Genomic DNA, 23,059 nt, shown 5'->3' on the forward strand with positions numbered 1-23,059 from the left:
TTCCTCCCTGTCAGGCGTCAATACATCAGCCAGCCGCCGCTGACATTGATGGTCGCGCCGGTTATGTAATCCGCGTGGTCGGAGCCGAGGAACAGAACGGTGCCGGCGAGTTGCGACGGCCGCGCGAGATAGCCGAGCGGAATCTGGGCGGCGACCGCGGCGAGACCCTCCTCGTCCATGCCGCTCCGCATCATCGCGGTGTCGGCGGCGCCGGGCGAGACGGCGTTGACGGTGATGTTGTGCGGCGCCAGCGACCGTGCCAGCCCGCGGGTCATCGAGACGATGCCGCCCTTGGTCGCGGCATAGGCGACCGAGCCGCCAAAGCCGCCGCTCTGCCAGCCCTGGGCGGTGAAGTTGATGATCCGGCCGCCGCTGCCCTGGTCGCGCATCGCCCTCGCGGCCGCCTGGGCAAGGAAGAAATTGGCCTTGAGGTTGATCTCGTGCTGGAAATCCCAGTCTTCCTCCGAGACGTCGAAGACCGACGGCCGGCGGACGAGCACCGCCGCGGTCTGGACCAGTATGTCGAGGGAGCCGAAGGCGTCGGCCACCTTGTCGATCAGCGCGGCGTGGCCGCCGACCGGCCGGAGGTCATAGGCGATGCCGAGATGCGGGCCCCCGTCCATTTCCTCGACGACGGCAGCGACCCTGTCCGCATCGAGATCGACGGCGGCGACGCGCGCCCCGACACTGCCGAAGGCGAGCGCGACTTCGCGACCGATTCCACCGGTCGCGCCGGTCAGCAGGACTGATTTGCCCTTGAGGCCCGCGCCGAGATCGAATGTCATCTTTTCCTTCCCCCTCAACGACCGTCGGGCGGCGCAACGACGGTCTGTTCCCCGACGAAGCAGGACTGCGCCTCGCCGATGAAGAGCTTGCGGTCGGCGACCAGCATCGACAGGTAAGGCTCGGTCGCGAAGGCTTCGTGCGCCGCCTCGATCGAGTCGAACCAGACCTCGCCGACCCCGTCCCAGGCCGCCTCCTCCGGCGTCCAGCTCTTGACCCGGCCGAAGCGCAGGCCGCGCAGTCCCGGAAGCTGGCGGACGATATCGGCATGCGGGCCGGTCCAGTGGGCGTAGAAGGCCTCGGGAGTCATGCCCTGCTTGCGGCGGAGGAAGCTGATCCGCTTGATCATGCCGCGGCTCCCGGCTTTGCCGGCTGGTAGAATTCGAGGGTGATGCCGTCGTGGATTCTCAGGTAAGCGGCCCGCGCGCCCTTGTTGGGCCCGCCGTCGATGTCGATCGGGCCTTCCGGCACGATCGGCGTCGCGCCGGCATCGACCGCCTTCCGCCAGGCGACCGCCGCGTCGTCGACCTGAAGGCAGAGATGGACGTTGCCGGGATTGGCGGTCCGGTCCGAATTCTGCTCGCGGTCGGCTACCTGGTAGTCGAGGAGCTCCAGCGTGTTGCCGCCGGGCAGGTCGATGAAGGCGGCCTTGATCGTCACCCCCGGATAGCCGACATGCTTGCCGAGATAGGGCCGATCGAGAAGCGTGCGCCAGCGCGCGCGCACGCCGAGAAAGGCTTCCCAGAAGGCGAGCGCGGTGTCGAGGTCGGCGACGCTCATCCCGACGTGATGGAGCCCGGTGGCGCTCGCGGCTTTGCCTGCGACTGTCATCCTGCCTGTCCTCAGATCCGGAAGATGCGCTCGGCGTTGCCGGAGAACATCTTCACCTGATCGTCCCTCGGAAAGCCCGAGATGATCGCGGCATAGGCGTTGATCACGTCGGGATAGGAGCTGAACATCCGGTCGACCGGCCAGTTGGTGCCGAAGACGACGCGATCGACGCCGAAGGCCTCGATGCTGCCGAGCACGTAGGGCCGGATCGACTCCACCGTCCAAAGCGGGTCGCACATGCCGAGGCCGGAGATCTTCATCATCACGTTGGGCGACTCGGCCATGATGTCCATCGCCGCCCGCCATTGCCGGAAGCTCTCCGGATCGCGCGCCATCGGGATCGCGCAATGGTCGACGCAGATGACGATGTCCGGGAAGGTCCTGGCGAGATCGAGAATGTCCGGCGCCAGCTCGACGCGGGTATCGATGCAGGAGACGAGGTTGCGGGGGCCGAGCTCGGCGAAGCCCTTCCGCCAGGCATCGTCGATGAGGTAGTGGCCCTCGCCGAAATTCCGGATGCCGCGGACGTTGGGATACTGGAGATGCCGGTCGAGGACGTCCGCCGCGTCGGGCCTCGCCAGATGGCATTCGGCGACGATGCCATGCGGATAGCCGGTCTCGTCGGCGAAGGCCTGCAGCCAGATCGTCTCGTCGACCGGGTCCGGCGTGTTGACCGCGGCCTGGACGTGGATCGCCTTCGGGACGTTCGAGAAGCGGATCTCGGCGAGATAGTCCTTGATGAAATAATGCTGCGACTTCAGCGGATCGGTGTCGGGAAGGAAGCCATGGACTGCGTCCGGCTCGAGCCACCCGTAGCGGAGCGTCGGGTGCTTCATGTCGTGGAGGTGGAAATGGGTGTCGACGAAGGCGAGTTCGGCCATGCTGAAAATCCTCCCCGGCAAGAAGCGGCGCTTCCTGAACGACGCCTTCCCCTCGCCGATCGTCGCATGCGGGCCGTCCGCCGTCAGGCGGAGACCGACGCGGGTGCGACAGAATAATATCGTTTCAATCCTAACAGGGAGCGTGGCGATGTTCAAGATCGGGACCGCCGCGGCACGGAGCCGCCGAACCGTACCATGCGTGCCTCGGCATCCGTGGGTGGCTGACGCGCCGGAAACGATGAAAGCGTGGCCCGGCGGCGCGGGATGGCGGGCGGGATCGCGCGTGCCGAAGCTGTCCTCGACCCGGCCGGAGGTCATGAATTCAGCGGAATTCCCTACGGAATGGCCACGGCGTGGGGCTTGCGATCCCGGCGAGGCCGAACCGCAATGACCCTGCCGGGCATCTCTGCAAGGGCAACTACCTGGCCCGCCGACATGCCTGAGGCCACATCCGGCGGGAAACACCCTGCGGCTGCCCTCCAGCGACGCGGAGCGGCCAAATCTGCAAAACAAAAGGGCTTGCGCGCCACGATAACGTTTCAATATAGTCGAGCCCACGAAAGGGACGGGATTTTCGATGCGGGAGGAAGACCGCAAACGGGCTGTCGTGACCGGCGCCGCAAGCGGCATCGGCAAGGCGGTGGCGCTGAGGCTGGTCGAGGAAGGCTGTGCGGTGCTCGCGGTCGATCTCGACGGCGCCCGGCTTGCCGCGCTCGCCGCCGAAGGCTGCGACACCAGGGTCGTCGACGTCGCCGATCAGGATCAGCGCGAGGCGCTTGCCGCGTCGGTCGAAGGCTTCGACTATCTCGTCAATTCGGCCGGGATCATCCGCATCATGCCGATCTTCGAACTGACCGTCGAGGACTGGCGGCAGGTCCAGACGGTCAACGCGGAGTCGATCTTCTTCCTCTGCCAGAAGATCGGCCCGCGGCTCCGGCCCGGCGGCGCGATCGTCAATCTTTCGTCGAGCTCGGCGAAGCTCGCGACGTCGACCGACGTCGCCGCCTATGCCGCCTCCAAGACGACGATCCTGTCGATCACCCGGTCCTTCTCCTATGCGCTGGCCGACCGGCCGGTCCGGGTCAACGCCATCTGTCCCGGCATTGTCGAGACCGAGATGCAGGAGAAGTTCCTCGCGGAGGTCGCCGGCCACCGCAACACGACGGCGGCCGATTTCGACGCCCTGCGCAAGAAGGGCGTGCCGCTCCAGCGCGGCGCCAGCGCCGAGGAATGCGCCGGCGCCATATGGTTCCTGCTTTCGGACGAGGCTGCGTACATGACCGGGCAGGCCATCAACTTCACCGGCGGCCTGGTCAACTGGTGAGAACAGGGAGGAAGGAATGAAAAAGCCGACAGTGGTGCGCGCCACCGGGCTCGGCCACCCCGAGGGCCCCTATGAGCTCGATGACGGGCGGGTGATCTACGCCAACACCTACAGGAGCGAGATCGGCTACTGGGATCCGAAGACCAACGAGCAGGGCACCTATGCCTTCGTCGGCGGCGGCCCGAATGCCTGCATGCTCGGCACCGACGGCGCGGTCTATTCGACCCAGACGCCGACTGTCGGCGCCTGGGTGGCGCCGGAGCACCGCCCGCCGTCGATCCAGAAGACGACGCCGGACGGCAAGGTCGAGATCCTCGTCACCGAGGCCGATGGCGTCAAGTTCGACGGACCGAACGACCTGACCTTCGGCCCGGACGGCAAGCTCTATTTCACCGATTCCGGCGACTGGGCGCCCGACACCAAGCATCATCCCGGACGCATCGTGATGGTCGAGACGAACGGCGTCGCCAGGATTCTCGAGGAGCTCGACCACGTCTATCCGAACGGCATCGTCGCCGAGCCGGACGGCTCGCTGGTCTGGGTCGAATCCTATAACCGCCGCGTCATCCGCCGGACGCCGGACGGCACCAAGACGACCCTCTGCACGCTGCCCGAGAACCATATCCCGGACGGCTTCAAGATCGACGAGAAGGGCGACTTCTGGATCACCACGGTGTCTTCGGGCGGCGTCGACCATGTCGGCAAGGACGGCACGCTGATCGATTTCCTCGAGGTCGGCGTCACCCCGCTCAATTGCTGCTTCGGCAAGGGCGGCAAGCTCTTCGTCGCGGACATGGGGCCGTTCGACGTGACCGGCGCGGCGATGACCGGACAGCTCGTCGAGGTCGACCTCGGTATCGAAGGCATGCCGCTCTTCCGCGGCGCAATCGGGTAAGGCGCGAAAGATGAAGATTGCCAAGGTCGAAGCCATTCCGGTCAGCTACCCGGAACCGAACGACTTCAACGCGCTGCGCCATCTCTGCCTCGCCAAGATCACGGCCGACGACGGCCAGGTCGGCTGGGGCGAATCGATCACCCAGTTCCCGGAAGCGAACTTCGCCGCCAGGGCGATCATCGAGGGCATGGCGCCCAACCTGATCGGCAAGGATCCGGTCGAGACCGAGGCGCTGTGGCGGCAGAACAAGCAGCAGGCCTGGTGGTACGGCTATCATGGCGGCATCGCCTCCTATGCGACAGCCGCGATCGACATCGCGCTTTGGGACCTCAAGGGCAAGGCGCTCGGCCGCAGCGTCCTCGACCTGCTCGGCGGCTGCGTCCACGAGAAGCTGCCGGCGATCGCCTCCTGCCATGCCCATTACGAGTCGATCCCCGACATGGCGGAGGAGACCGCCGAGTGGATCGCCACCGGCCTGCAGGGGCTCAAGACCGGCTTCGGCAAGCGCGGCAACGCCAACCTCGGCTACGAGCACGACCGCGACGTCGCCTATGTCAAGGCGATGCGCGAGGTGCTCGGTCCCGACCGGATGCTGATGATCGACAACGGCATCAACATCAAATGGGACGTTACCGACGCCGTCCGCCGCGCCCGGGATATGGAGGAATTCAATCTCGACTGGATCGAGGAGCCGCTCGGCGCCTGGGATCCGGAGGGCTATGCCAACCTGCGGGCCAAGACGACGACCCGCATCGCCTACGGCGAGCGCGAATGGACGCTCGAGCAGTTCGAGCGGATCCTCGCCACCGGCACCGTCGACGTGATCGGCGTCGACCCCGGCCGGGCCGAGGGGATCACCGGCTTCAAGAAGATCACCGAACGCTGCGAATTCTATCGCCGCCAGGCCAATGCCCATGCCTGGTCATCGGCGATCGTCACCGCCGCGAGCCTTGCCATCTCGTTCAACTCGCCGTCGTGCAAGCTGTTCGAGTTCAAGCCGCTGCGCAATCCGATGCAGCACGACCTCGTCGAGAAGCCCTTCGAGCAGGTCGACGGCTGGGTCTACCCGCCACAGGGGCCCGGCCTCGGCATCGAGGTGATCGAGGACGTGGTCGAGGGCTATCGCAGCGAAAAGGTCCTCGGGATGGCGTGAGGCAAGGCCGTCACGCCGCAACGCGCGGCGCCCGCAGGCTCCGGTCCGGCGATGGACGGAGAGGCGGTGCCGGAGGGGAATGTGAAGGCGCCGCGAGGCGCATCCTGATGATGTCAGCGTAACACCAGGGAGGAACCCATGAGACAATCCGTACGTCGTGTTCTTTTCGCAGCGGTCGGCTCGACCGCTGTCGCCATGGCCGGGGCAAGCCTTGCCCAGGACAGCGAGAGCCAGATTCCGACCGCCGGCGAGAAGGTCGAAGGCGCCCCCTTCGAGGTCAAGCGGGACTGGGGCACGTTCAAGCTCGCCGACCGGATCGCCGAGAAGGTGAAGGCCGGCGAGACAATCAACTACGTCTTTTCCTACCAGGCTTCGGGCATTCCGCTCTTCTCGCCGCAATACCAGCTCGGCTTCGAGATGGGCTGCGAGCTGGGCAACGCCATCTATCCGATGGAATGCGCGTCGATCGCCCCGGTCCAGAACGACCCGAACCAGCAGGTCTCCCAGATCGAGGCGAAGCTCGCCACCAACGAGATCGACTGCATCAGCATCGAGCCGGTAAGCTCCGACGCGATGACCGCGATCACCAACCGGATGATGGACGAGGGCATCCCGGTCTTCACCGCCGGCGTCACCTCGCGCGGCCACGAATTCACCAACTTCACCCAGGTGCCGATGAAGGAAGGCACCTATGCCGCCGAGACGGTGCTGAAGTGGATCAAGGACAACGGCAAGGACGACATCAAGGTCTTCGCGGTCTCGGGTGGCGATCCCACCCAGTTCTGGGCCCAGGGCCGGATGAAGGGCTTCCATGACACGATCATGGCCGCCATTCCCGATGCGACCTTCGTCACCACCGAGGAGAATGGCCTCAACACCAGCTACGAGCCGGGCAAGACCTTCGACATCTACCGCTCGTTCCTGACCGCCAACCCGAATGTCCAGTTCATCCAGAATGTCGACATCGGCGCCGAGCATGCCGACCGCGCCATCGAGAGCCTCGGCCTCGAGGGCAAGGTCTACACCATCGGCTGGAACTCCTCGAAGGGCCAGCTCGACGCGATCGAGAAGGGCATCCAGGTCGCCCTGTTCGACCAGCGCTGGCCCGACCAGGCGGCGTTCGGCGGACCGGCCTGCGCCGAGTTCCTGAAGAACGGCGTCATCCTGCCCAACACCCAGACCCTCAAGGCGGTGACCGCCGACGGCGTCGAGCAGGCCCGCGCCGAGCTCAACAAGGTGCTTGGCGAATAAGCCCGCGGCAATGACGGGGCGGGTCGCTTCCGGCGGCTCGCCCTGACTATTTGGAGTGACGAGGACAGGATGGCTCCGACCGATACCCCCCAGACCACGGCCACGCACGGACCCGGCATAAGGGCGGCCGGCAGGGCGACCGTGGACGTCGCGCTGCGGGTCGGCGGGTTGTTCGCCGCGGTGATCGTCGTCGCCATCATCTTCATCATCATCAACCCGGCCTTCGCCAATCCCAATCTCGCCGTCTCGGTGCTGCGCTCGATGAGCTCGGTGGCGATCATGGCGATGGGCCTGACGCTGGTCATCGTCGTCGGCGAGATCGACCTCTCCTTCGGGGCGATGTACGGCCTCGCGGCGAACTCGCTGGCGGTGATGTGGATCGTCGGCGGCGTGCCGGTCTACCTCGCCATCCCGCTGGTGCTGTGCATCGGCGCCGTGGTCGGGCTGTTCAACGGCGTGCTGGTCACCAGCATCAAGATACCGTCCTTCATCGTCACGCTGGGCAGCTACAACCTGCTCTACGGGCTTTCGCTGTGGGTGACCAATTCCGGCACCTTCAACCCGGTCTATCCGCCGCCCGGCTCGACCATGGACCAGGGCCAGCTCGATTTCTTCATCGGCCTCACCCAGAACATCGGCGCCTACCGGCTGTCGATCGAGGTCTTCTGGATGATAGGCATCGCGATCGTCGTCGGCTTCCTCCTCCACCGCACGCTGTTCGGCTTCCGGCTGACCGCGATCGGCGGCAACCCGACCGCCGGCCAGCTCGCCCGGCTGCCGGTCAAGCGCTACAAGATCCTCGCCTTCGTGCTCTGCGGCGTGCTCGCCTCGATCGCCGGCATGCTCGACTTCTCCTTCATCCAGACGACCCAGCCCGACATCGGCCTGTCGCAGACCTTCCCGGTCTTCGCCGCGGTGATCATCGGCGGCGCCAGCCTCACCGGCGGCAAGGGCACCATCATCGGCACGCTTGGCGGCGCGCTGCTGCTCGCCGAGCTGCAGATCGGCCTAGCGCTGCTCTCGCCCGGGCCGCACGTCCAGCAGATCTTCCTCGGCGCGGTGACCATCGGCGCGGTGGCGCTCGACCTCTTCCTCACCCGGATCCGCAAGAGCAGGGCGGCATGACCGACGTCCTGGAAAAGGGCATCTCGCTTCGCGGCGTCACCAAGACCTACGGATCGACCGTCGCCCTCGCCCAGCTCGACCTCGACCTCCGTCCCGGCGAGGTGCTCGGCGTCGCCGGCCCGAACGGCGCCGGCAAGTCGACCCTGGTGCGGATGATCGCCGGCGAGGAGCGCCCGACCCTCGGCACCCTGACCTTCGACGGGCGGCCATGGTCGCCCTCGGTCGAGTGGCAGGCGGTGGCGGTCGTCCACCAGGAGCCGCAGCTCTTTCCCAACCTCACCGTCGCCGAGAATGTGATGGTCGGCCGCGAGGCGAGCGGCACCCGGCGGCCGAAGCTCGGGGCGGCCGACGCGGCGGTGATGGAGGCGCTCGGCATCGGCGACCTGCGCAATCGCGCGCTCGAGGATTGTTCGCTCGCCACCCAGCAGCGCACCGAGATCGCCCGCGCGGTCGCCCGCGCCGCCAGGGTCTTCCTCTTCGACGAGCCGAACTCGGCCCTGACCGCCAAGGAGTCGGACGAACTTTTCCGCGAGATCCACCAGCTTGCCGACAGCGGCCGCATCGTCGTGCTGATCACCCATCGCCTCGAGGACCTCGTCGAGCAATGCAAGCGCGTCGCGGTGGTGCGCGACGGCCGCGTCCGCACCATCCTCGAGGGCGAGGCGCTGACCGAGGAGGGCCTCGCCCGCCAGCTCGTCGTCGATGCGACGGTGACGGTGGCGACCGACACCGCGAGCGGCGCGACGCGCGATCCGAACGCGCCGCCGGTCTTCGCGACGCGCGGCTGGACGCTGCCGGGCGTCTTCAGCGACATCACCCTCCATGGCGCGCCGAACGAGATCGTCGCGCTGATGGGCGTCGAGGGATCGGGCGCGCGCGAGCTGCTGCGCTCGCTCGCCGGCCTCGAAGGCTGCGGCGGCGCGCTGACGATCAACGGCGTGGCCGGCACCGAGGCCATCGACCGCTTCACCGCCTATGTCCCGGCGACCCGGCAATTCAGCCTCTATTCCAACTACACCGTCGGCGAGAACCTGCTGGTCCGCCTCGGCCGGCCGGAGATTGCCGGCGCCGCCTTCGCGCTCAGGAAGCGGCAGATGAAGACGCTCGCGGAGGACGCGGTGAAGCGCTTCATGGTCAAGACCGGGTCGATCACCCAGCCGATCCGGTCGCTGTCCGGCGGCAACCAGCAGAAGGTCGCGATCGCCCAGGCGCTGAACTGCTCGCCGAAGCTCCTGCTGCTCGAGGAGCCGACCCGCGGCGTCGACATCCATTCGAAGAGCGAGATCTACCGGCTGCTCGAGACCTTCGCGGCCGAAGGCAATTCGGTCGTGATGTTCTGCACCGAGGTGCTGGAGATCTACGAGGCCGCCCACCGCGTCCATGTCGTCTCGGAGGGGCGGCTGTCGCCGCCGTTGGCGATCGCCGACTATGATCATGTCGAGCAGCTGGCGACCGACATCACCCGGCTGGAGGGCGAGCAGCGGGGCGGGGCCGTCGCGGCGGCCGAATAGGCCGCGATCCGGGGTCCTGGCCGGATTCCGGAGCCGGATTGAACCGATTACACGTCCGATATTTTCGCGAAACTTATGGTGGTTTGCCGCCGCGAGTTCCAGCTTGACTCGAACTTTGGAAACGATATTTTCGTTTCAAGCGCAAGGAAATGATGCCCAGAGAAGGCATTGGCGGCCGTCAACGCATGGTCCGCCAGCGCGGGGAGGAGAACCGGATGCGGGGCCTGAAGGGCAAGGTTGCGGTCGTAACCGGCGGGGGTTCCGGCATCGGCCGGGCGGTCGCGGAGCGGCTGGCCGAGGAGGGATGCCGTGTCGCCGCCCTCGACTGGAACCAGGACAACGTCGAGGAAGCGGTCGCCGGCATGGTCGCCGCCGGAGGCGAGGCGATCGCCCTCAAGGCCGACGTCGGCGACGAGGCGGCGGTCGCCGCGGCCTTCGGGACGATCGTCGAGCGGTTCGGCGCGGTCGATGTCGTCTGCTCCAATGCCGGCATCTTCACCGCCGAACGCGACGGCAAGGTCGCGGACCTGCCCAAATCGGTCTGGGACGAGATCGTTGGCGTCAATCTGACCGGCATGTTCCACACCTGCAAATACGGCATCGCGGCGATCAAGGAGACCGCCGGCAAGGGCGCGGTGGTGCTGACCGGGTCGCCGACCGGAATCCTCGGCTGCACGCCCGCGAGCACCGCCTACTCATCCAGCAAGGCCGGCGTTCATGGCCTCGCCCGGATCATGGCGGTGGACTATGCGCTGGAGGGGATCCGGGTGAATGTCGTGATCCCGGGATTCACGCTGTCGCCGCTGGTGCGCGAGCTGGTCGCCGACCCGGAGGTCTACGAGTGGAACGTCAAGAATATACCGATGCGGCGCGGGGCCGAGCCGGACGAGATCGCGGGCGCGGTCGCGTTCCTTGCCTCCGATGACGCGTCATACATGACCGGATCCTTCATCACGGTCGACGGCGGGCTGACCGCTGTCTGAGCGTGGGAAGTCTACGGCGGGACGGGTGGTTACCCGAGTCGCCGGTGGTAACGGGAATAAGCAAGACCATCAAAAACTCGGGAGGAACGACGTGCATAGATACAAGATAGCGATGGCGGCGACCCTGCTCGCCTCCGCCGCAGCCATCGCGCCGGCCGCGGCTGAAGACATCACCCTCGGCTTCGTGACCCATGCCCAGGGCAACCCCTTCATCCAGCAGATCATCGACGGCGCCGAAGCCGCCGCCAAGGATCTCGGCGTCGAGCTCGAAGTCGCGCAGCAGCCGGGCAGCCAGGCCGAGGGCCAGCTCAAGCTCACCCAGAACTTCGCCAATGCCGGCGCCCAGGGCGTGGCCACCTCGATCCAGGGCGAGGCGATGACCCGCGGCCTCAACGAGCTCGTCGAGGCGGGCGTGCGGATCGTCCAGTTCAATACGCTGTCGACCAACATCAACGCGCCTTATGTCGGCGAGAAGTCGGTGGAGAGCGGCCGCGTCCTCGGCAGGATGATCGTCGACAAGCTCGGCGGCGCCGATGCCAAGGGCACGGTGATCGTCGGCATCTGCTTCCCCGGCATCCAGGTGCTGGAGAACCGCTCGCAGGGTGTCCAGGAATCGCTGAAGGCGGCCCCCGGCCTCAACGTGCTCGGGCCGTTCGACGTGAAGGTCTCGGAGGTCGAGAACTACAATCGCTGGGAACAGCTCTATGCGGCGAACCCCGAAGCGGTGGCGATGATCGGCCTCTGCGCGCCGGACATTGCCAGCCTCGGCAAGCTCAACGCCGCCAATGGCGACAAGTTCGTCGCCGGCGGCTACGACCTGACCGAGCCGAACCTCAAGGCGATCCAGGACGGCCACGCCTTCGTCTCGATCGGCCAGAGCGCCTTCGTCCAGGGCTACCTGCCGGTCGCCCTCATGGTCGACGCGATCAAGAACGACAAGCCGCTCGAGGTCGGCTTCTACGATGCCGGCGCGCAGATCGTGACCGCTGACACCGTCGACATGGGCAACGGCCTGCCGCCGATCAGCTTCGAGGAGGCGATCAGGCTCGCCGGCGATCCGGCCGCCACCGCCGAATACTACAAGCCGTGGACCGAGAAGGTCTCTGCCGACCCGACCGCCGGCATGCAGCCGATCGCGGCGGAAGCCGAATAGTCCGGGTCTGAACCCCGCGGTTGAATTGGGGAGGGCGGTCCAGCGGATCGCCCTCCTGCCATGAGGACCGACCGATGCCGGGCGACATCCTGATCGAGGTTCGCGAGCTCACCAAGCGCTACGGCGGCGTGGTGGCGCTTGCCGACATGAACCTCACGGTCGAGCGCGGCACGGTCCATGCCGTGGTCGGCGAGAACGGCGCCGGCAAGTCGACGCTGATGAAGATACTCGCCGGCGCGGTCCATCCCGATTCCGGCACCATCAAGGTCGGCGGCGAGACGGTGGCCTTCGATTCGCCCAACGACGCCCGCAAGCGCGGCATCGGCATCGTCTACCAGGAGCTCAGCCTGTTTCCCGAGCGCTCGGTGCTCGCCAACCTCTACGTCAACCGCGAGCCCGCTGCCTTTGGCATCGTCTCGACGCGGAAGATGGAGGCGGAAAGCCGCGATATCCTCGACCGGCTCGGTCTTCACGTCGAAGTCGATGCGCCGGTCGGCCGGCTTTCGATCGGCGAGCGCCAACTGGTCGAGCTTGCCCGCGTCCTCCTCGAGGAGCCGCAACTGATCATCCTCGACGAACCCAACTCAGCGCTGAACGAGCGCGAGACGCAGCGGCTCTTCGCCGTGCTCCGCCAGCTCTCGGCCCGCGGCCATACCATGCTCTATGTCTCGCACCGGCTGGAGGAGGTCTTCGCCATCTCCGACCGGGTGACGATCACCCGCAACGGCCGCGACGTGCTGACCAGGGACCGCGCCGACCTCACGATTCCCGAGGTGATCGAGGGGATGATCGGGGCGCAGCAGGATGCGCTCTTCCCGCCGCCGTTGCCGGCGGTCGCCGGCCGCGCCGAGGAGCGGATCGTCATCAAGGGGCTCTCCGGCGGTCCACTCAAGGATGTCGACCTGACGGCGCGGTCCGGCGAGGTCGTCGGGCTCGCCGGCCTTGAGGGGTCCGGCGTCTCGGCGCTGCTCGCCATCCTGTTCGGGACGCAGAAGGCGCGCGCCGGCAAGGTGACCTTTCCCGACGACAGGGGACTGCCGCGCAGCCCGACCGACGCGGCGCGGCGCGGTGTCTGCCTGGTGCCCGCCGACCGCCGGCGGAACGGGCTGATGCTCGAGAAGAGCATCCTCTTCAACATCAGCCAGGTCTTCGTCGGCGCCCAGACCGGCGGCTCCTGGCTGTACCGCAACGGACCGGCCTTCGCCCGCGCGCAGCGCCAGATCGACAACCTCAAGATCAAGGCACGATCGCCCTGGACGCTCGCCAACCAGCTTTCCGGCGGCAACCAGCAGAAGATCGTCATCGGCAAGTGGCTCGAGGTCGGGCCGAAGGTCTTCCTGCTCGACGATCCGACCCGCGGCGTCGACGTCGGCGCCAAGCGCGAGATCTACGGGCTGATCCGCAAGATGTCGTCGGACGGCGGGATCGTGCTCTTCTCCTCGACGGAGCTGCCCGAGCTGGTCGGCCTCTGCGACCGCATCGTCGTCTTCTACCAGGGCCGCATCGCCGGCGAGCTCTCCGGCGTCGACGACCACACGCTCCTCCATGTCATCAACACCGGCGAGATGCCGGCCGCAGCAGAAAGATCCGAGGCCACGCCATGACCGACACCGGTACCGCGCCGGAGCCATCCGCCTCCCGCCGGCGCTTCCGGATGCCCGAGGAAACGGGTGTCATCATCGCTCTGGTGCTGATGATCCTCATCATCGGCATCGCACGGCCGCGCTTCCTCAACCCGATCAACCTGCTGACCATCCTCAGCCACACCACCTTCCAGGGAATGCTGGCGGTCGGCATGGTCTACCTGCTTGCGATCCGCGAGATCGACCTCTCGGTCGGCTGGATCTTCAATTTCTCCGCCGTCTTCACGGGCCTGCTGATGGTTGCTGGCGTCGACCCGTGGATCGCCGCCTTTGGCGGCGTCGCCTTCGGGGCACTGCTCGGGCTGTTCAACGGCATCCTCTCCGTCGGCCTGCGCCTGCCGGCGATCATCGTCACGCTCGGCACCTACTCGATGTTCCAGGGGCTTTCGCTGGTGGTCAATAACGGTCGCGCGGTGGTGCCGCCGGACCAGGACACGAGCTACTTCAATGCGGTGGCGGCCAAGATCTTCGGCATCGTGCCGGTCGCGGCGCTGGTCTTCGTCGTGCTTGCGATCGTCATGCATTTCGTGCTCCACCGGACCAAGTTCGGCTACCGCGTCCAGGCCGTCGGCAGCAACCCGGAGGCGGCCGAGCTCGCCGGCATCTCCAACGCCACGATAAAGCTCCAGACGCTGGTCCTGATGGGGGCGATCTGCGGGCTGTCGGGGGCGATGTATATCGGCTTCCGCGGCGCGATCGATCCGAACGAGGGATCGGACTTCGTGCTGGTCGTGGTAGCGGCGGTGATCATCGGCGGCACGCCGCTTTCCGGCGGCTATGGCACGGTGATCGGCGCCGTCGTCGGCATGATGATCATCCAGGTGATCTCGAGCGGGCTGATCTTCTTCGGCATCGACGCGACGTGGTCGACCTTTGTCACCGGCGCGGTGATCGTGCTGGCCGTGTCGCTCGACCAGCTGATCAAGTTCCAGCGCGCCCGACGGGCGAACCGGGTCAAGCTCGAACAGGATTCCGCGACGGAACCCTAACCGGAATGGTCGCCGTCGGCTTCGGCGTCCGGTGCCCGGGCGAGGGTGGCAAGCGCCCGCCGGTAGACCGGCAGGTCGATCATCCGGCCGCCGAGCGCCACCGCGCCCCGGCCCTTTGCCATCGCGGTCTCGTAGACCGAGCGGATCGCGCGCGCCTCTTCGATCTCGGCCGCGGTCGGAGCGAAGACGGCGTTGAGCACCGCGACCTGGCGGGGATGGATGGCGAGTGCCCCGGTCATGCCGATCGCCCTGCCGGCACGGGCGATTTCCGTGAACCGGTCGATGTCGTCGATGATCGCGAGCGAGCCAGGAAGGCCGAAAGCCGGCTTTCCCGCCGCGCGCGCCGCCATGGCGATCTGCTGCGCGGGCATGGCCAGCCCCTGTTCGTCCGGCGCGATGCCCATGGCAAGCGAGAAATCCTCGCTGCCGAAGGCCAGCGCCGCGATCCGCGCGCCGGCTTTGGCGATGGCGGGCGCATTGATGACGCCGAGCGGGGTTTCGAGGATCGGAACCACCGCCGGCGCGGCGAGCCGCGCGACGATCGCCGCGACCGAGTCAGCCTCCCCGGCCTTGGGGAGGACGACGCCATGGAGACCCGCGCCGTTGGCGGCGGTGATATCGTCCGCGATCAGGTCCGGCTCGTTGTTGATCCGGACGAGGACGCGCTGGCCGGCCGCGACGAGCCGGTCGACGGTATCGGCAAGCGCCGCCCGCGCCGCATCCTTCGCGTCGGGCGCGACCGCATCCTCGAGGTCGAGGATGACGGCGTCGGCACCACGCTCCGGGGCTTTGGCGATCAGCCGCTCAGCCAGCATCGGAACGAAGAGCAGCGAGCGGATTCGCGATGCGTCGAAAGACGGGGTATTCGGGCTCATGTCAGGGCATCCCAAAAGCTCTACCGGACGACACGAGGATAGCGGGACGACGATGACCGACTGGTCGGACTGGATCGGGCGAAGGCGCACCATAGAGGACCTGGTGACGCCGGCAATGGTCGCGGGCCTCAACGCCACCCTCGACGCGGAGACGGTCGAGCAGGCGACGGGCGCCGCGCCGCAGGCGATCCACTGGCTGCTCGCCAGGCTGTTCGCGCCGATGCGGGAGATCGACAGCGACGGCCATCCCCGCCGCGGCGGCTTCCTGCCGCCGATCCCGCTGCCGCGCCGGATGTGGGCGGCGAGCGACGTGACCTTCGCGGCGCCGATCATGATCGGCGAGCCGCTGAAGCTCGACTCGGTCGTCTCCGCGATCACCCCGAAATCGGGATCGACCGGCGAACTGGTCTTCGTCGAGATAGCCCATACCGTCACCGCCGGCGGTGCGCCACGGGTGCGGGAGAAGCAGACCGTCGTGTTCCGTGGAGCGGGCCGTAATGCCGGGGCCGGACCGGAGGCCGCGCCCGACGCCGATTTCGTGCGCGACCTGATCCCCGATCCGGTGATGCTCTTCCGCTATTCGGCGCTGACCTTCAACGCCCATCGCATCCACTATGACCGGCCCTATGCGCGGGAGGTCGAAGGCTATCCCGACCTTGTCGTCCATGGTCCGCTGACCGCGAGCCTGCTCATCGACCTGTGTTCGCGGGCGCTCGGGGCCAACCGGCTCGCCACCTTCGCCTTCCGGGCGATAGGCCCGGCCTATGTCGGCGAGCCGCTGAGGCTCGCGGCGCGGCGCACGAATGCCGGATTCGATCTCGAAGCGGCGGCATCGGGCAAGGTCACCATGCGCGCCTCCGCCACGCTCGCCTGAACGGGTCACGCCGTGACCGGGGCGCAGGATCCGCCGAGGATCAGCCGGGTCGGCAGGGAGATGCGCTGCGCCGGGCGTTCCTCGGATGATGCAAGCCGCTCGAGCAGGAGATGGGCCGCCGTCCGGCCGATCTCCTCGATGTCGCGGTCGATCAGGGTGATCGGCCCTGGGTAAAGGAGGGCGAGGTCGGTCTGGTCGCAGGCGATCAGGGAAACGTCACCGGGGATCGAGACCCGGTTCTGCTGGATGACGCGCAGCACGCCGACCAGGATCCGGTTGCCGGCTGCGATGATCGCCGTCGGCTTCTCGCGCTGCAGCAGCGTCGACGCCTCGCGGAATCCGTAGTCGGCCGAGAGGCTCTGGGCGCGGATCAGGTCGGCGGGCACGTCGAGCCCGTGTTTCTGGAAGGCTTCGACGAAGCCGCGCACGCGCTCCCGCCCCGGCCGGATGTCGCGTCCGCCGGTGATCAGGGCGATGCGGCGGTGGCCGAGGCCGATCAGGTAGTCGGTCGCCTGCCGCATTCCGATGGCATGGTCTGTCAATACGGCATCGATATCGAGCGGGATGGCGCGATCGAGCAGGACGGACGGAATCCGCAGCTCGGCGAGCCGTTTCAGCGTGCCGGGATCCTGCTCGCTGTTGATGGTCATGATCACGCCGTCGGCACGGCCGTGCTGCAGCATGTCGATCGCCGCCGCCTCGTTGTCGGCGCCGCCGCTGGTGTTGACGAGATAAGGCGAAAAGCCCCGCTCGCGCATCACCGCGCTGACCGCCTTGAAGGTGGCGGCATGCAGGGGGTTGCCGATGTCGTCGACGACGAATCCGACGGTCATGGTGTGCCGCCGCCGCATGATCTGCGCCCGGCTGTCGGGCCGGAATCCCAGCGCCTCGATCGCCGAGCGAACCTTGCTCAGCGTTGCCGGCCGGACCGAGTCCGGCGCGTTGAGGCTACGTGAAACGGTTCCGACAGATACGCTTGCGGCGCGGGCGACATCGCGAATGGTGATCGATCTTCCGGTGGCTTTCTTCATCGCGCCATTCCGCCTGGTCATTCGCCGCAAATGCAGGTTTCTTCACTGGGAACCCATCATAAATGCTTTTGCGTCGAGGTGCGAGGGGCCCCGGCTTTCGGATACGCCGCGGAGTCCCCTTGACCGCCGATCAGCCGGGAGACTATGGTTGGAAACGTTTCGAAAACGAGGATATCCGAGGCATTTCCACGTGGCTCCGCAGCTGAAGATTGAGCGCATCGAATGCGTTCCCTTGTCAATGCCCCTGCCGCGCACCTTCCGTGGCAGCAACTATTTCATGACCCACCGCTGCACGATCATAACCCGCGTCTACACGTCCGCGGGGATCGTCGGCGAGATCTATAACGGCGACGAGTTCGAGACCCAGGCCGAGGTGGTCCGGATCATCCTCGACGAAATCCAGCCGCTGCTGATCGGCATGGACGCTTTTAACATCGAGGGCTGCTGGGAGAAGATGCGGAAGCCCTCGACCAACATCCTGCGCGATCGCAAGCTCGCCATGTGCGCCCAGGCCGCCGTCGACAGCGCGCTGTGGGACGCCGTCGGCAAGGCGCTGGAGGTCCCGCTCTACAAGATGTGGGGCGGCTATGCCGACAAGCTGCCGGTGATCTGCATCGCCGGCTATTACGAGGAAGGCAAGACGCTCGCTGATTTCGGCCGTGAAATGGAGCAGATCCGCAAGGACGGCTACATCGGCTGCAAGTTCAAGGTCGGCGGCCTGACCCCGAAGGACGACGCCGAGCGGGTACGCGCCGGACGATCGGCGGCGGGCGACGATTTCGTCATGATCGTCGATGCCAACCAGGGCTGGAGCCGTGCCCAGGCGATCGAGTTCTGCCGCCATGCGGAGGAGCTCGACATCCGCTGGTTCGAGGAGCCGGTGCACTGGCAGAACGACCGGCTCGACATGGCCGCGACCCGGGCCCAAGGGGGTATACCGGTCTGCGCCGGCCAGAGCGAGATCAGCCGCGCCGGCTGCCGCGACCTGATGATGAGCGGCGCGATCGACGTCTGCAATTTCGACGCAAGCTGGGGCGGCGGGCCGACCGAATGGCGCCGCGTGGCGGCACTTGCCCAGGCCTTCACCGTCGAGATGGGGCATCACGAGGAACCGCAGGTTTCGGCGCAGCTTCTGGCTTCCATTCCCAACGGGACGTATCTAGAAACGTTTCACAGGGACCGCGATCCGATGTTCTATGATCTCGTCGCCAACCGCTCGGCCTTCGACAACGGCTATTACGCGGTGCCACAGGGCCCGGGCTTCGGTATCGAGATGGACAAGGCGACGATCGAAAAGCACCGCGTCTGACGTCGCCGATCGGCGGTGGAACGAAAAGAGCAGGGTGGAGCGCGCAGGGAAATGGCCCCGAGGAAGAAAGCGTCGAGAGACAGCAACCAGGTACCCAATCCGCTGACCGACGAGGACCGTGTCGAGCTCTTCCGCTCGATGGTCGGCATCCGCGAATTCGAGGAGCAGGTCCAGCGGAGCTATCTGGAAGGGCTGGTCCACGGCACGACCCATCTTTGCAACGGCCATGAAGCTGTCTCCTCCGGCGTCATCAAGGCGCTGCGGCCGGACGACTACATCAGCTACACCTATCGCGGCCATGGCCACTGCCTGGCGCGCGGCATGGATATGGAAGCCGCATTCGCCGAGCTGTTCGGCCGGGAAGACGGTGTCTGCGGCGGGGTCGGCGGCTCGATGCACCTCACCGACATCGACAAGGGGCTGATCGGCGCATTCGGCATCGTCGGCGGCGGCCTGCCGGTCGCGGTCGGGGCGGGTCTTTCGGCCCAGCTTGCCGGCAAGGAGCAGATATCGGTCGGCTTCTTCGGGGACGGCGCGGCCAATATCGGAGCCTTCCACGAGTCGCTGAACATCGCCCAGGTCTGGAACCTGCCGGTACTCTTCGTCTGCGAAAACAACCTCTACGGCGAGTTCACCCGCATCAACCACACCACGCCCTATGAGGATCTCGTCATCCGCGCCCGCGGCTACGCGATGGAAGCGGTCCAGGTCGACGGCAACAATGTCGAGGAGGTCTACGCGGCGGCCTCGGTCGCCGCGATGCGCGCCCGCGGCGGCGGCGGCCCGACCTTCATCGAGGCCAAGACCTACCGGCACCGGGGCCACTCGCGGACCGACCCGGCCAAATACCGCGATCCGGCCGAGGTCGAGGCGTGGATGAAGCGCGACCCGATCGATCTCTATCGCAAGGAGCTGGAAGCCAGGGGGGTGCTCGACGACGCCGGCGCCGACGCGATCATCGAGGAACTGAGGGCCGCCGCCAAGGAAGCCGCCGACCGCGCCGCCGCGTCCGAATGGCCGTCGGCCGACCAGGACTTCATGGCCAAGACCTTTGCCTGAGGACACCAGCGGCCGCTCGTCGCCCGACGGCCGCACCCAAAACAGACCGGACCGGGGACGGAGACCGCCGCAATGGCAACGCAGGAAATGACCTATCGCGAGGCGATCGTCCTCGCCCTCCAGGAGGAAATGCGCCGCGATCCGACGACGCTGATCATGGGCGAGGACATTGGCGAGTCGGAAGGGCCGTTCAAGACCTGCCAGGGGCTCCTCGAGGAATTCGGCGCGGCGCGGGTCCGTGACACGCCGATCGCCGAGACCGGTTTCGTCGGCGCCTCGCTCGGCCTGTCGCTCACCGGCTACCGGCCGATCGCCGAGATCATGTTCGCCGATTTCCTCGGCGTCGCCTTCGACCAGATCGTCAACGGCATCGCCAAGCACCGCTTCATGTCGGGCGGCAAGGTCAAGACGCCGATCGTCATCCGGGCGATCGGCGGCGCGGGGCTTCGCTTCGCCGCCCAGCATTCCCAGACCGCCGAATCCTGGATGCTGTCGGTTCCCGGCCTCAAGATCATCTGCCCGTCCAATCCCGAGCAGGCCTACCTGATGCTCAAGGCCGCGATCCGCGACGACAACCCGGTTCTGGTGCTCGAGCACAAGGCACTGATGTCGATGAAGGGTCCGGTGCCGGTCGGGACCGAGGATATCGCCATGCCGACCGGGCCGAATATCCTGCGCCAAGGCTCGGACGTCACCATCGTCGGCAGCCTTGCCATGGTCGGCCGGTCGCTCGGCGCGGCCGAGCTCCTGAAGGACGAGGGTATCGAGGCCGAGGTCATCGACATCCAGGTCCTGCGTCCGATGAATGTGGAGCTGATCGCCGACAGCGTCAGGCGGACCAACAACCTGGTCGTTGTCGAGGAACAGGCGCCGACCGGCGGCTGGAGCTCGGACGTGGTCGCCGACGTCGTCTCCCAGGCCTTCGACTATCTCGACAGCCCACCGGCGCGGGTGACGCTTCCCGACCATCCGCTGCCCTACAGCCCCGGCCTCGAGGACGCCATGCTGCCCTCGCCGGAGAAGATCGCCGCGACCGCCAAAGCGCTGCTCGAATAGGAGACGCGACGGCATGGATTTCCTCCTCCCCAAGCTCAGCGCCACCATGGAAACCGCGGTCGTCGGCCGCTGGCTGAAGAAGGTCGGCGACGCGGTCAAGACCGGCGAGCCGCTTCTCGAGCTCGAGACCGACAAGGCGACCATGGAGGTCGAATCGCCGGTCGACGGCAAGGTGATCGAGCTGATGGCCGATGCCGGCGCCGAGCTGCCGGTCGGAGCGGTGCTTGCCCGCTTCGAAACCGCCGGCGCCGCGGCGGCCGCGACAGGCGGCAAGTCCGCCAAGCCGGAAACGTCCAGGCCGCCGCCGAAGGCGCCGGCCGCGGCAGCCGCCACGCGGCAGGCAGCGGCGGGCGAGCGGATCCTCGCCTCGCCGATGGCGAAGCGCCTCGCCGGCATCCACGGCGTCGATCTCGCCGGCCTCACCGGCTCGGGCCCGCATGGCCGAATCCGCGCGCGCGACGTTCTGGCGGCTGCCGAGACAAGGTCCGAGGCGCCCGCCGAGGCACGGCCCGCCGCGCCGGCTGCAGTTCCCGCTCCGATCGCCACCGGTCCGCTACCCGCCAATGCCGAGCCGCTGTCGCCGATGCGCAGCCGCATCGCGACCGCGGTTTCGCTGAGCCGCCAGACGATCCCCTCCTTCGTGCTCGATCGCTGGATCGACACCACCGCGGTCGCGCGCGCAAAGGCGATGCTCGGGCCGGAGGTAGAACAGTCGGCCAGCGTCAAGCTGACCTTCACCGACTTCCTGCTCCAGGCGCTGGCCGACTGCCTCGCCCAATCGCCGCGGATGATGGTCCGCTATGTCGAAGGCGAGGGGCAGCCGGCGCTGGTCCGTTCCTCGTCAGTGGACATCGGCCTGGTGGTCGCGGTCGAGGACGGGGTGATGATCCCGATCCTCCGCAATCTGGCGGACAAGCCGCTGGCGTCGATCGCAACGGCCCGGCAGGCGGCCGTCCAGCGGGCGCGCTCGGGACGACTGGCGCAATCCGACTCCGAGCCGGCGTCCATGTCGCTGTCGAATGTCGGGCGCGCCGGAGCGGATCGCTTCGAGGCGATCATCCAGCCGCGCGAATCGAGCATCATCGCGATCGGCCGCGAGCACGACAAGGTCGTGCCCCGTGCCGGCGGTATCGCCGTCAGCACCGGCATCAACGTGACGCTCTCCGTCGACCATCGGCTGATCGACGGCGTCACCGGCGCCGAATTCCTTGGCAATCTGGCGGACCGGATCGAACTCGGCCCCTGGTCGGCGCACTGATTGCGGCGGCGCCGACCAGCCCATTGTCAAACACCGCCGGCAGGAATCCTGCGCGATACGGGCGCGATTATCGGCCCCGGAGCGGTCGATCCACCCGCCGCCCGAGGGCCAATCCCGATCGTTCACAGCCGTGCCGATGCCGGCGCGGCCCGCCTTGCCGATCCGCCGACCGGCCGCCAGATCGAAGGCACGGTGGCGCGTCCCCGGGACGCAACCACAGACGGTGACGCCATGCGCCTGGGTTGGTATGATCTTCCCCGGCTAAGTTCTACTGCACGCGACAGGGCTATCATGCGTCTCGGAAAGGTCGGCTATTATTCGGATTTCGTCGTCTATCCGGTTGCAATTGTCGGCATGGCCAGCTTCGCCTTGTGGCAGGCACCGCCGCAGCAATACGGAATCACCCTTGCCGCATTCGTCGTGGGGGTGGCGATCTGGACCCTGGTCGAATATGTCATGCACCGCTACGTGCTGCATCACCTGCCGGGTGTCCGCGAGATGCACGAAGCCCATCACCGCGAGCAGGCCGCGCTGATCGGCACGCCGATCTGGCTGAGCCTGATCCTGATCTTCGGCTTCGTCTATGTGCCGCTTTATCTGGCGGCTCCGCAGGTCGCGGGCGGCCTGACCGCCGGGTTCATGCTCGGTTATCTCTGGTATGTCTCGGTCCACCACCTGATCCACCATGGCGGCCTCGGCCGGAATGCCCTCGCCATGCGGCTCAAGCGGCGGCACATGCTCCATCACCATTTCGACGATGAGGGCAACTACGGCGTAACGAGCGGCTTCTGGGACAAGGTCTTCGGGACCGACATCAAGGTCCGCGGTACCGGGGCCGCGGACAGATCCGGCCGCCATTGATCCCCTTGCGGCCGGTGCCGATCGCCGGGCGCGTCAACCATCTCTTAGTAAGAACCTGCGAAATGCCGGGCAGTGGCGCGCCGATGCCCTAGAATGGCGGAAACGCGTTTTGAGTCTCCGTTGCGTGCGTCATGAGCATCATCGCCATCCAATGCCCGAAGACCGGGCAGACGATCTCCACCGGTATCGAGGCCGACACGGCCACTTTCGAGAC

Annotated in this window: 22 protein-coding genes; 16 read left to right on the forward strand and 6 right to left on the reverse strand. The window is 67.0% G+C overall.

Translation table 11 applies throughout. The features are described 5' to 3' along the window. Nucleotides 1-17 precede the first annotated feature (17 nt). The 4 genes from KDJ86_RS17825 to KDJ86_RS17840 are packed head-to-tail and all read right to left on the reverse strand — an operon-like array spanning nucleotide 18 to nucleotide 2,495. Nucleotides 18-785: an SDR family NAD(P)-dependent oxidoreductase gene (locus KDJ86_RS17825; protein WP_291748937.1), complete on the reverse strand. Its 768-nt coding sequence runs from the start codon at nucleotides 783-785 to the stop codon at nucleotides 18-20. Between the two features lie 14 nt (nucleotides 786-799). After that, complete coding sequence (locus tag KDJ86_RS17830; RefSeq protein WP_291748940.1) at nucleotides 800-1,132, reverse strand: EthD domain-containing protein; 333 nt, start codon at nucleotides 1,130-1,132, stop codon at nucleotides 800-802. Continuing rightward, complete coding sequence (locus KDJ86_RS17835) at nucleotides 1,129-1,614, reverse strand: VOC family protein (RefSeq protein ID WP_291748943.1); 486 nt, start codon at nucleotides 1,612-1,614, stop codon at nucleotides 1,129-1,131. The genes KDJ86_RS17830 and KDJ86_RS17835 overlap by 4 nt, the downstream gene beginning before the upstream one ends. An 11-nt stretch (nucleotides 1,615-1,625) precedes the next feature. Next, nucleotides 1,626-2,495 (reverse strand): amidohydrolase family protein, encoded by an 870-nt coding sequence (locus KDJ86_RS17840; RefSeq protein WP_291748945.1) that lies wholly within the window; start codon nucleotides 2,493-2,495, stop codon nucleotides 1,626-1,628. A gap of 577 nt (nucleotides 2,496-3,072) precedes the next feature. Between KDJ86_RS17840 and KDJ86_RS17845 the strand changes: the two genes are divergently transcribed. The 10 genes from KDJ86_RS17845 (at nucleotide 3,073) to KDJ86_RS17890 (ending at nucleotide 14,522) form a co-directional block, all read left to right on the forward strand. Then, nucleotides 3,073-3,819 carry an SDR family NAD(P)-dependent oxidoreductase gene (locus KDJ86_RS17845; protein ID WP_291748948.1) on the forward strand — a complete coding sequence of 249 codons (747 nt, stop codon included), beginning with the start codon at nucleotides 3,073-3,075 and terminating at the stop codon, nucleotides 3,817-3,819. Nucleotides 3,820-3,835: 16 nt separating this feature from the next. Then, the gene (locus KDJ86_RS17850; protein ID WP_291748951.1) at nucleotides 3,836-4,714 is read left to right on the forward strand and encodes an SMP-30/gluconolactonase/LRE family protein; all 879 of its coding nucleotides are present in this window, start codon (nucleotides 3,836-3,838) and stop codon (nucleotides 4,712-4,714) included. Nucleotides 4,715-4,724: 10 nt separating this feature from the next. Beyond that, entirely contained in the window at nucleotides 4,725-5,867 is a 1,143-nt protein-coding gene (locus KDJ86_RS17855; protein WP_291748954.1) for a mandelate racemase/muconate lactonizing enzyme family protein, read from the forward strand. A 138-nt stretch (nucleotides 5,868-6,005) separates the two neighbouring features. Then, on the forward strand, nucleotides 6,006-7,118 hold the full coding sequence (locus KDJ86_RS17860) for a sugar ABC transporter substrate-binding protein (protein WP_291748957.1): 1,113 nt from the start codon (nucleotides 6,006-6,008) through the stop codon (nucleotides 7,116-7,118). Between the two features lie 69 nt (nucleotides 7,119-7,187). After that, complete coding sequence (locus KDJ86_RS17865; RefSeq protein WP_291748960.1) at nucleotides 7,188-8,243, forward strand: ABC transporter permease; 1,056 nt, start codon at nucleotides 7,188-7,190, stop codon at nucleotides 8,241-8,243. Beyond that, a complete protein-coding gene (locus KDJ86_RS17870) occupies nucleotides 8,240-9,754 on the forward strand; it encodes an ATP-binding cassette domain-containing protein (protein WP_291748964.1) in 1,515 nt (504 codons plus the stop codon). Before KDJ86_RS17865 ends, KDJ86_RS17870 begins: the two co-directional genes overlap by 4 nt. A gap of 215 nt (nucleotides 9,755-9,969) precedes the next feature. After that, nucleotides 9,970-10,737: an SDR family NAD(P)-dependent oxidoreductase gene (locus KDJ86_RS17875; protein ID WP_291748967.1), complete on the forward strand. Its 768-nt coding sequence runs from the start codon at nucleotides 9,970-9,972 to the stop codon at nucleotides 10,735-10,737. A gap of 91 nt (nucleotides 10,738-10,828) precedes the next feature. Then, on the forward strand, nucleotides 10,829-11,890 hold the full coding sequence (locus tag KDJ86_RS17880) for a sugar ABC transporter substrate-binding protein (RefSeq protein WP_291748969.1): 1,062 nt from the start codon (nucleotides 10,829-10,831) through the stop codon (nucleotides 11,888-11,890). A gap of 74 nt (nucleotides 11,891-11,964) precedes the next feature. Beyond that, the gene (locus KDJ86_RS17885; protein ID WP_291748971.1) at nucleotides 11,965-13,494 is read left to right on the forward strand and encodes a sugar ABC transporter ATP-binding protein; all 1,530 of its coding nucleotides are present in this window, start codon (nucleotides 11,965-11,967) and stop codon (nucleotides 13,492-13,494) included. Then, nucleotides 13,491-14,522, forward strand: coding sequence for an ABC transporter permease (locus KDJ86_RS17890; protein WP_291748973.1), 1,032 nt, complete (start codon nucleotides 13,491-13,493; stop codon nucleotides 14,520-14,522). The genes KDJ86_RS17885 and KDJ86_RS17890 overlap by 4 nt, the downstream gene beginning before the upstream one ends. Here the strand turns inward: KDJ86_RS17890 and KDJ86_RS17895 are convergent. Continuing rightward, a complete protein-coding gene (locus KDJ86_RS17895) occupies nucleotides 14,519-15,397 on the reverse strand; it encodes an HpcH/HpaI aldolase/citrate lyase family protein (RefSeq protein ID WP_291748975.1) in 879 nt (292 codons plus the stop codon). The genes KDJ86_RS17890 and KDJ86_RS17895 overlap by 4 nt on opposite strands. A 52-nt stretch (nucleotides 15,398-15,449) precedes the next feature. On the opposite strand from KDJ86_RS17895, the gene KDJ86_RS17900 reads away from it, so the two are divergent. Beyond that, entirely contained in the window at nucleotides 15,450-16,271 is an 822-nt protein-coding gene (locus KDJ86_RS17900) for an HTD2 family dehydratase (RefSeq protein ID WP_291748978.1), read from the forward strand. Nucleotides 16,272-16,276: 5 nt separating this feature from the next. On the opposite strand, the gene KDJ86_RS17905 is transcribed toward KDJ86_RS17900, so the two are convergent. After that, entirely contained in the window at nucleotides 16,277-17,302 is a 1,026-nt protein-coding gene (locus tag KDJ86_RS17905) for a LacI family DNA-binding transcriptional regulator (protein WP_291748981.1), read from the reverse strand. Nucleotides 17,303-17,540: 238 nt separating this feature from the next. Here KDJ86_RS17905 and KDJ86_RS17910 point away from each other — a divergent pair, with 238 nt between their 5' ends. The 5 genes from KDJ86_RS17910 to KDJ86_RS17930 all read left to right on the forward strand — a co-directional run bounded on the left by KDJ86_RS17910 (nucleotide 17,541) and on the right by KDJ86_RS17930 (nucleotide 22,845). Beyond that, nucleotides 17,541-18,611, forward strand: a complete 1,071-nt coding sequence (locus KDJ86_RS17910; RefSeq protein ID WP_291748998.1) for a mandelate racemase/muconate lactonizing enzyme family protein — start codon at nucleotides 17,541-17,543, stop codon at nucleotides 18,609-18,611. Nucleotides 18,612-18,662: 51 nt separating this feature from the next. Beyond that, entirely contained in the window at nucleotides 18,663-19,670 is a 1,008-nt protein-coding gene (locus KDJ86_RS17915; protein ID WP_291748985.1) for a thiamine pyrophosphate-dependent dehydrogenase E1 component subunit alpha, read from the forward strand. A 72-nt stretch (nucleotides 19,671-19,742) separates the two neighbouring features. Continuing rightward, entirely contained in the window at nucleotides 19,743-20,726 is a 984-nt protein-coding gene (locus KDJ86_RS17920) for an alpha-ketoacid dehydrogenase subunit beta (RefSeq protein WP_291748988.1), read from the forward strand. 13 nt (nucleotides 20,727-20,739) lie between these two features. Continuing rightward, nucleotides 20,740-21,984, forward strand: a complete 1,245-nt coding sequence (locus tag KDJ86_RS17925; RefSeq protein ID WP_291748990.1) for a dihydrolipoamide acetyltransferase family protein — start codon at nucleotides 20,740-20,742, stop codon at nucleotides 21,982-21,984. Nucleotides 21,985-22,275: 291 nt separating this feature from the next. Beyond that, nucleotides 22,276-22,845: a sterol desaturase family protein gene (locus KDJ86_RS17930; protein ID WP_291748994.1), complete on the forward strand. Its 570-nt coding sequence runs from the start codon at nucleotides 22,276-22,278 to the stop codon at nucleotides 22,843-22,845. The last annotated feature ends 214 nt before the right edge of the window (nucleotides 22,846-23,059 follow it).

The sequence above is a fragment of the Bauldia sp. genome (assembly GCF_020442045.1).
GTDB lineage: Bacteria > Pseudomonadota > Alphaproteobacteria > Rhizobiales > Kaistiaceae > Bauldia.

Excerpts from the sequence above, each read along its gene's own strand:
- KDJ86_RS17825 (WP_291748937.1), bottom strand. The coding sequence starts at position 785 with ATGACATTCGATCTCGGCGCGGGCCTCAAGGGCAAATCAGTCCTGCTG.
- KDJ86_RS17830 (WP_291748940.1), bottom strand. The coding sequence starts at position 1,132 with ATGATCAAGCGGATCAGCTTCCTCCGCCGCAAGCAGGGCATGACTCCC.
- KDJ86_RS17835 (WP_291748943.1), bottom strand. The coding sequence starts at position 1,614 with ATGACAGTCGCAGGCAAAGCCGCGAGCGCCACCGGGCTCCATCACGTC.
- KDJ86_RS17840 (WP_291748945.1), bottom strand. The coding sequence starts at position 2,495 with ATGGCCGAACTCGCCTTCGTCGACACCCATTTCCACCTCCACGACATG.
- KDJ86_RS17845 (WP_291748948.1), top strand. The coding sequence starts at position 3,073 with ATGCGGGAGGAAGACCGCAAACGGGCTGTCGTGACCGGCGCCGCAAGC.
- KDJ86_RS17850 (WP_291748951.1), top strand. The coding sequence starts at position 3,836 with ATGAAAAAGCCGACAGTGGTGCGCGCCACCGGGCTCGGCCACCCCGAG.
- KDJ86_RS17855 (WP_291748954.1), top strand. The coding sequence starts at position 4,725 with ATGAAGATTGCCAAGGTCGAAGCCATTCCGGTCAGCTACCCGGAACCG.
- KDJ86_RS17860 (WP_291748957.1), top strand. The coding sequence starts at position 6,006 with ATGAGACAATCCGTACGTCGTGTTCTTTTCGCAGCGGTCGGCTCGACC.
- KDJ86_RS17865 (WP_291748960.1), top strand. The coding sequence starts at position 7,188 with ATGGCTCCGACCGATACCCCCCAGACCACGGCCACGCACGGACCCGGC.
- KDJ86_RS17870 (WP_291748964.1), top strand. The coding sequence starts at position 8,240 with ATGACCGACGTCCTGGAAAAGGGCATCTCGCTTCGCGGCGTCACCAAG.
- KDJ86_RS17875 (WP_291748967.1), top strand. The coding sequence starts at position 9,970 with ATGCGGGGCCTGAAGGGCAAGGTTGCGGTCGTAACCGGCGGGGGTTCC.
- KDJ86_RS17885 (WP_291748971.1), top strand. The coding sequence starts at position 11,965 with ATGCCGGGCGACATCCTGATCGAGGTTCGCGAGCTCACCAAGCGCTAC.
- KDJ86_RS17890 (WP_291748973.1), top strand. The coding sequence starts at position 13,491 with ATGACCGACACCGGTACCGCGCCGGAGCCATCCGCCTCCCGCCGGCGC.
- KDJ86_RS17895 (WP_291748975.1), bottom strand. The coding sequence starts at position 15,397 with ATGAGCCCGAATACCCCGTCTTTCGACGCATCGCGAATCCGCTCGCTG.
- KDJ86_RS17900 (WP_291748978.1), top strand. The coding sequence starts at position 15,450 with ATGACCGACTGGTCGGACTGGATCGGGCGAAGGCGCACCATAGAGGAC.
- KDJ86_RS17905 (WP_291748981.1), bottom strand. The coding sequence starts at position 17,302 with ATGAAGAAAGCCACCGGAAGATCGATCACCATTCGCGATGTCGCCCGC.
- KDJ86_RS17910 (WP_291748998.1), top strand. The coding sequence starts at position 17,541 with ATGCCCCTGCCGCGCACCTTCCGTGGCAGCAACTATTTCATGACCCAC.
- KDJ86_RS17915 (WP_291748985.1), top strand. The coding sequence starts at position 18,663 with ATGGCCCCGAGGAAGAAAGCGTCGAGAGACAGCAACCAGGTACCCAAT.
- KDJ86_RS17920 (WP_291748988.1), top strand. The coding sequence starts at position 19,743 with ATGGCAACGCAGGAAATGACCTATCGCGAGGCGATCGTCCTCGCCCTC.
- KDJ86_RS17925 (WP_291748990.1), top strand. The coding sequence starts at position 20,740 with ATGGATTTCCTCCTCCCCAAGCTCAGCGCCACCATGGAAACCGCGGTC.
- KDJ86_RS17930 (WP_291748994.1), top strand. The coding sequence starts at position 22,276 with ATGCGTCTCGGAAAGGTCGGCTATTATTCGGATTTCGTCGTCTATCCG.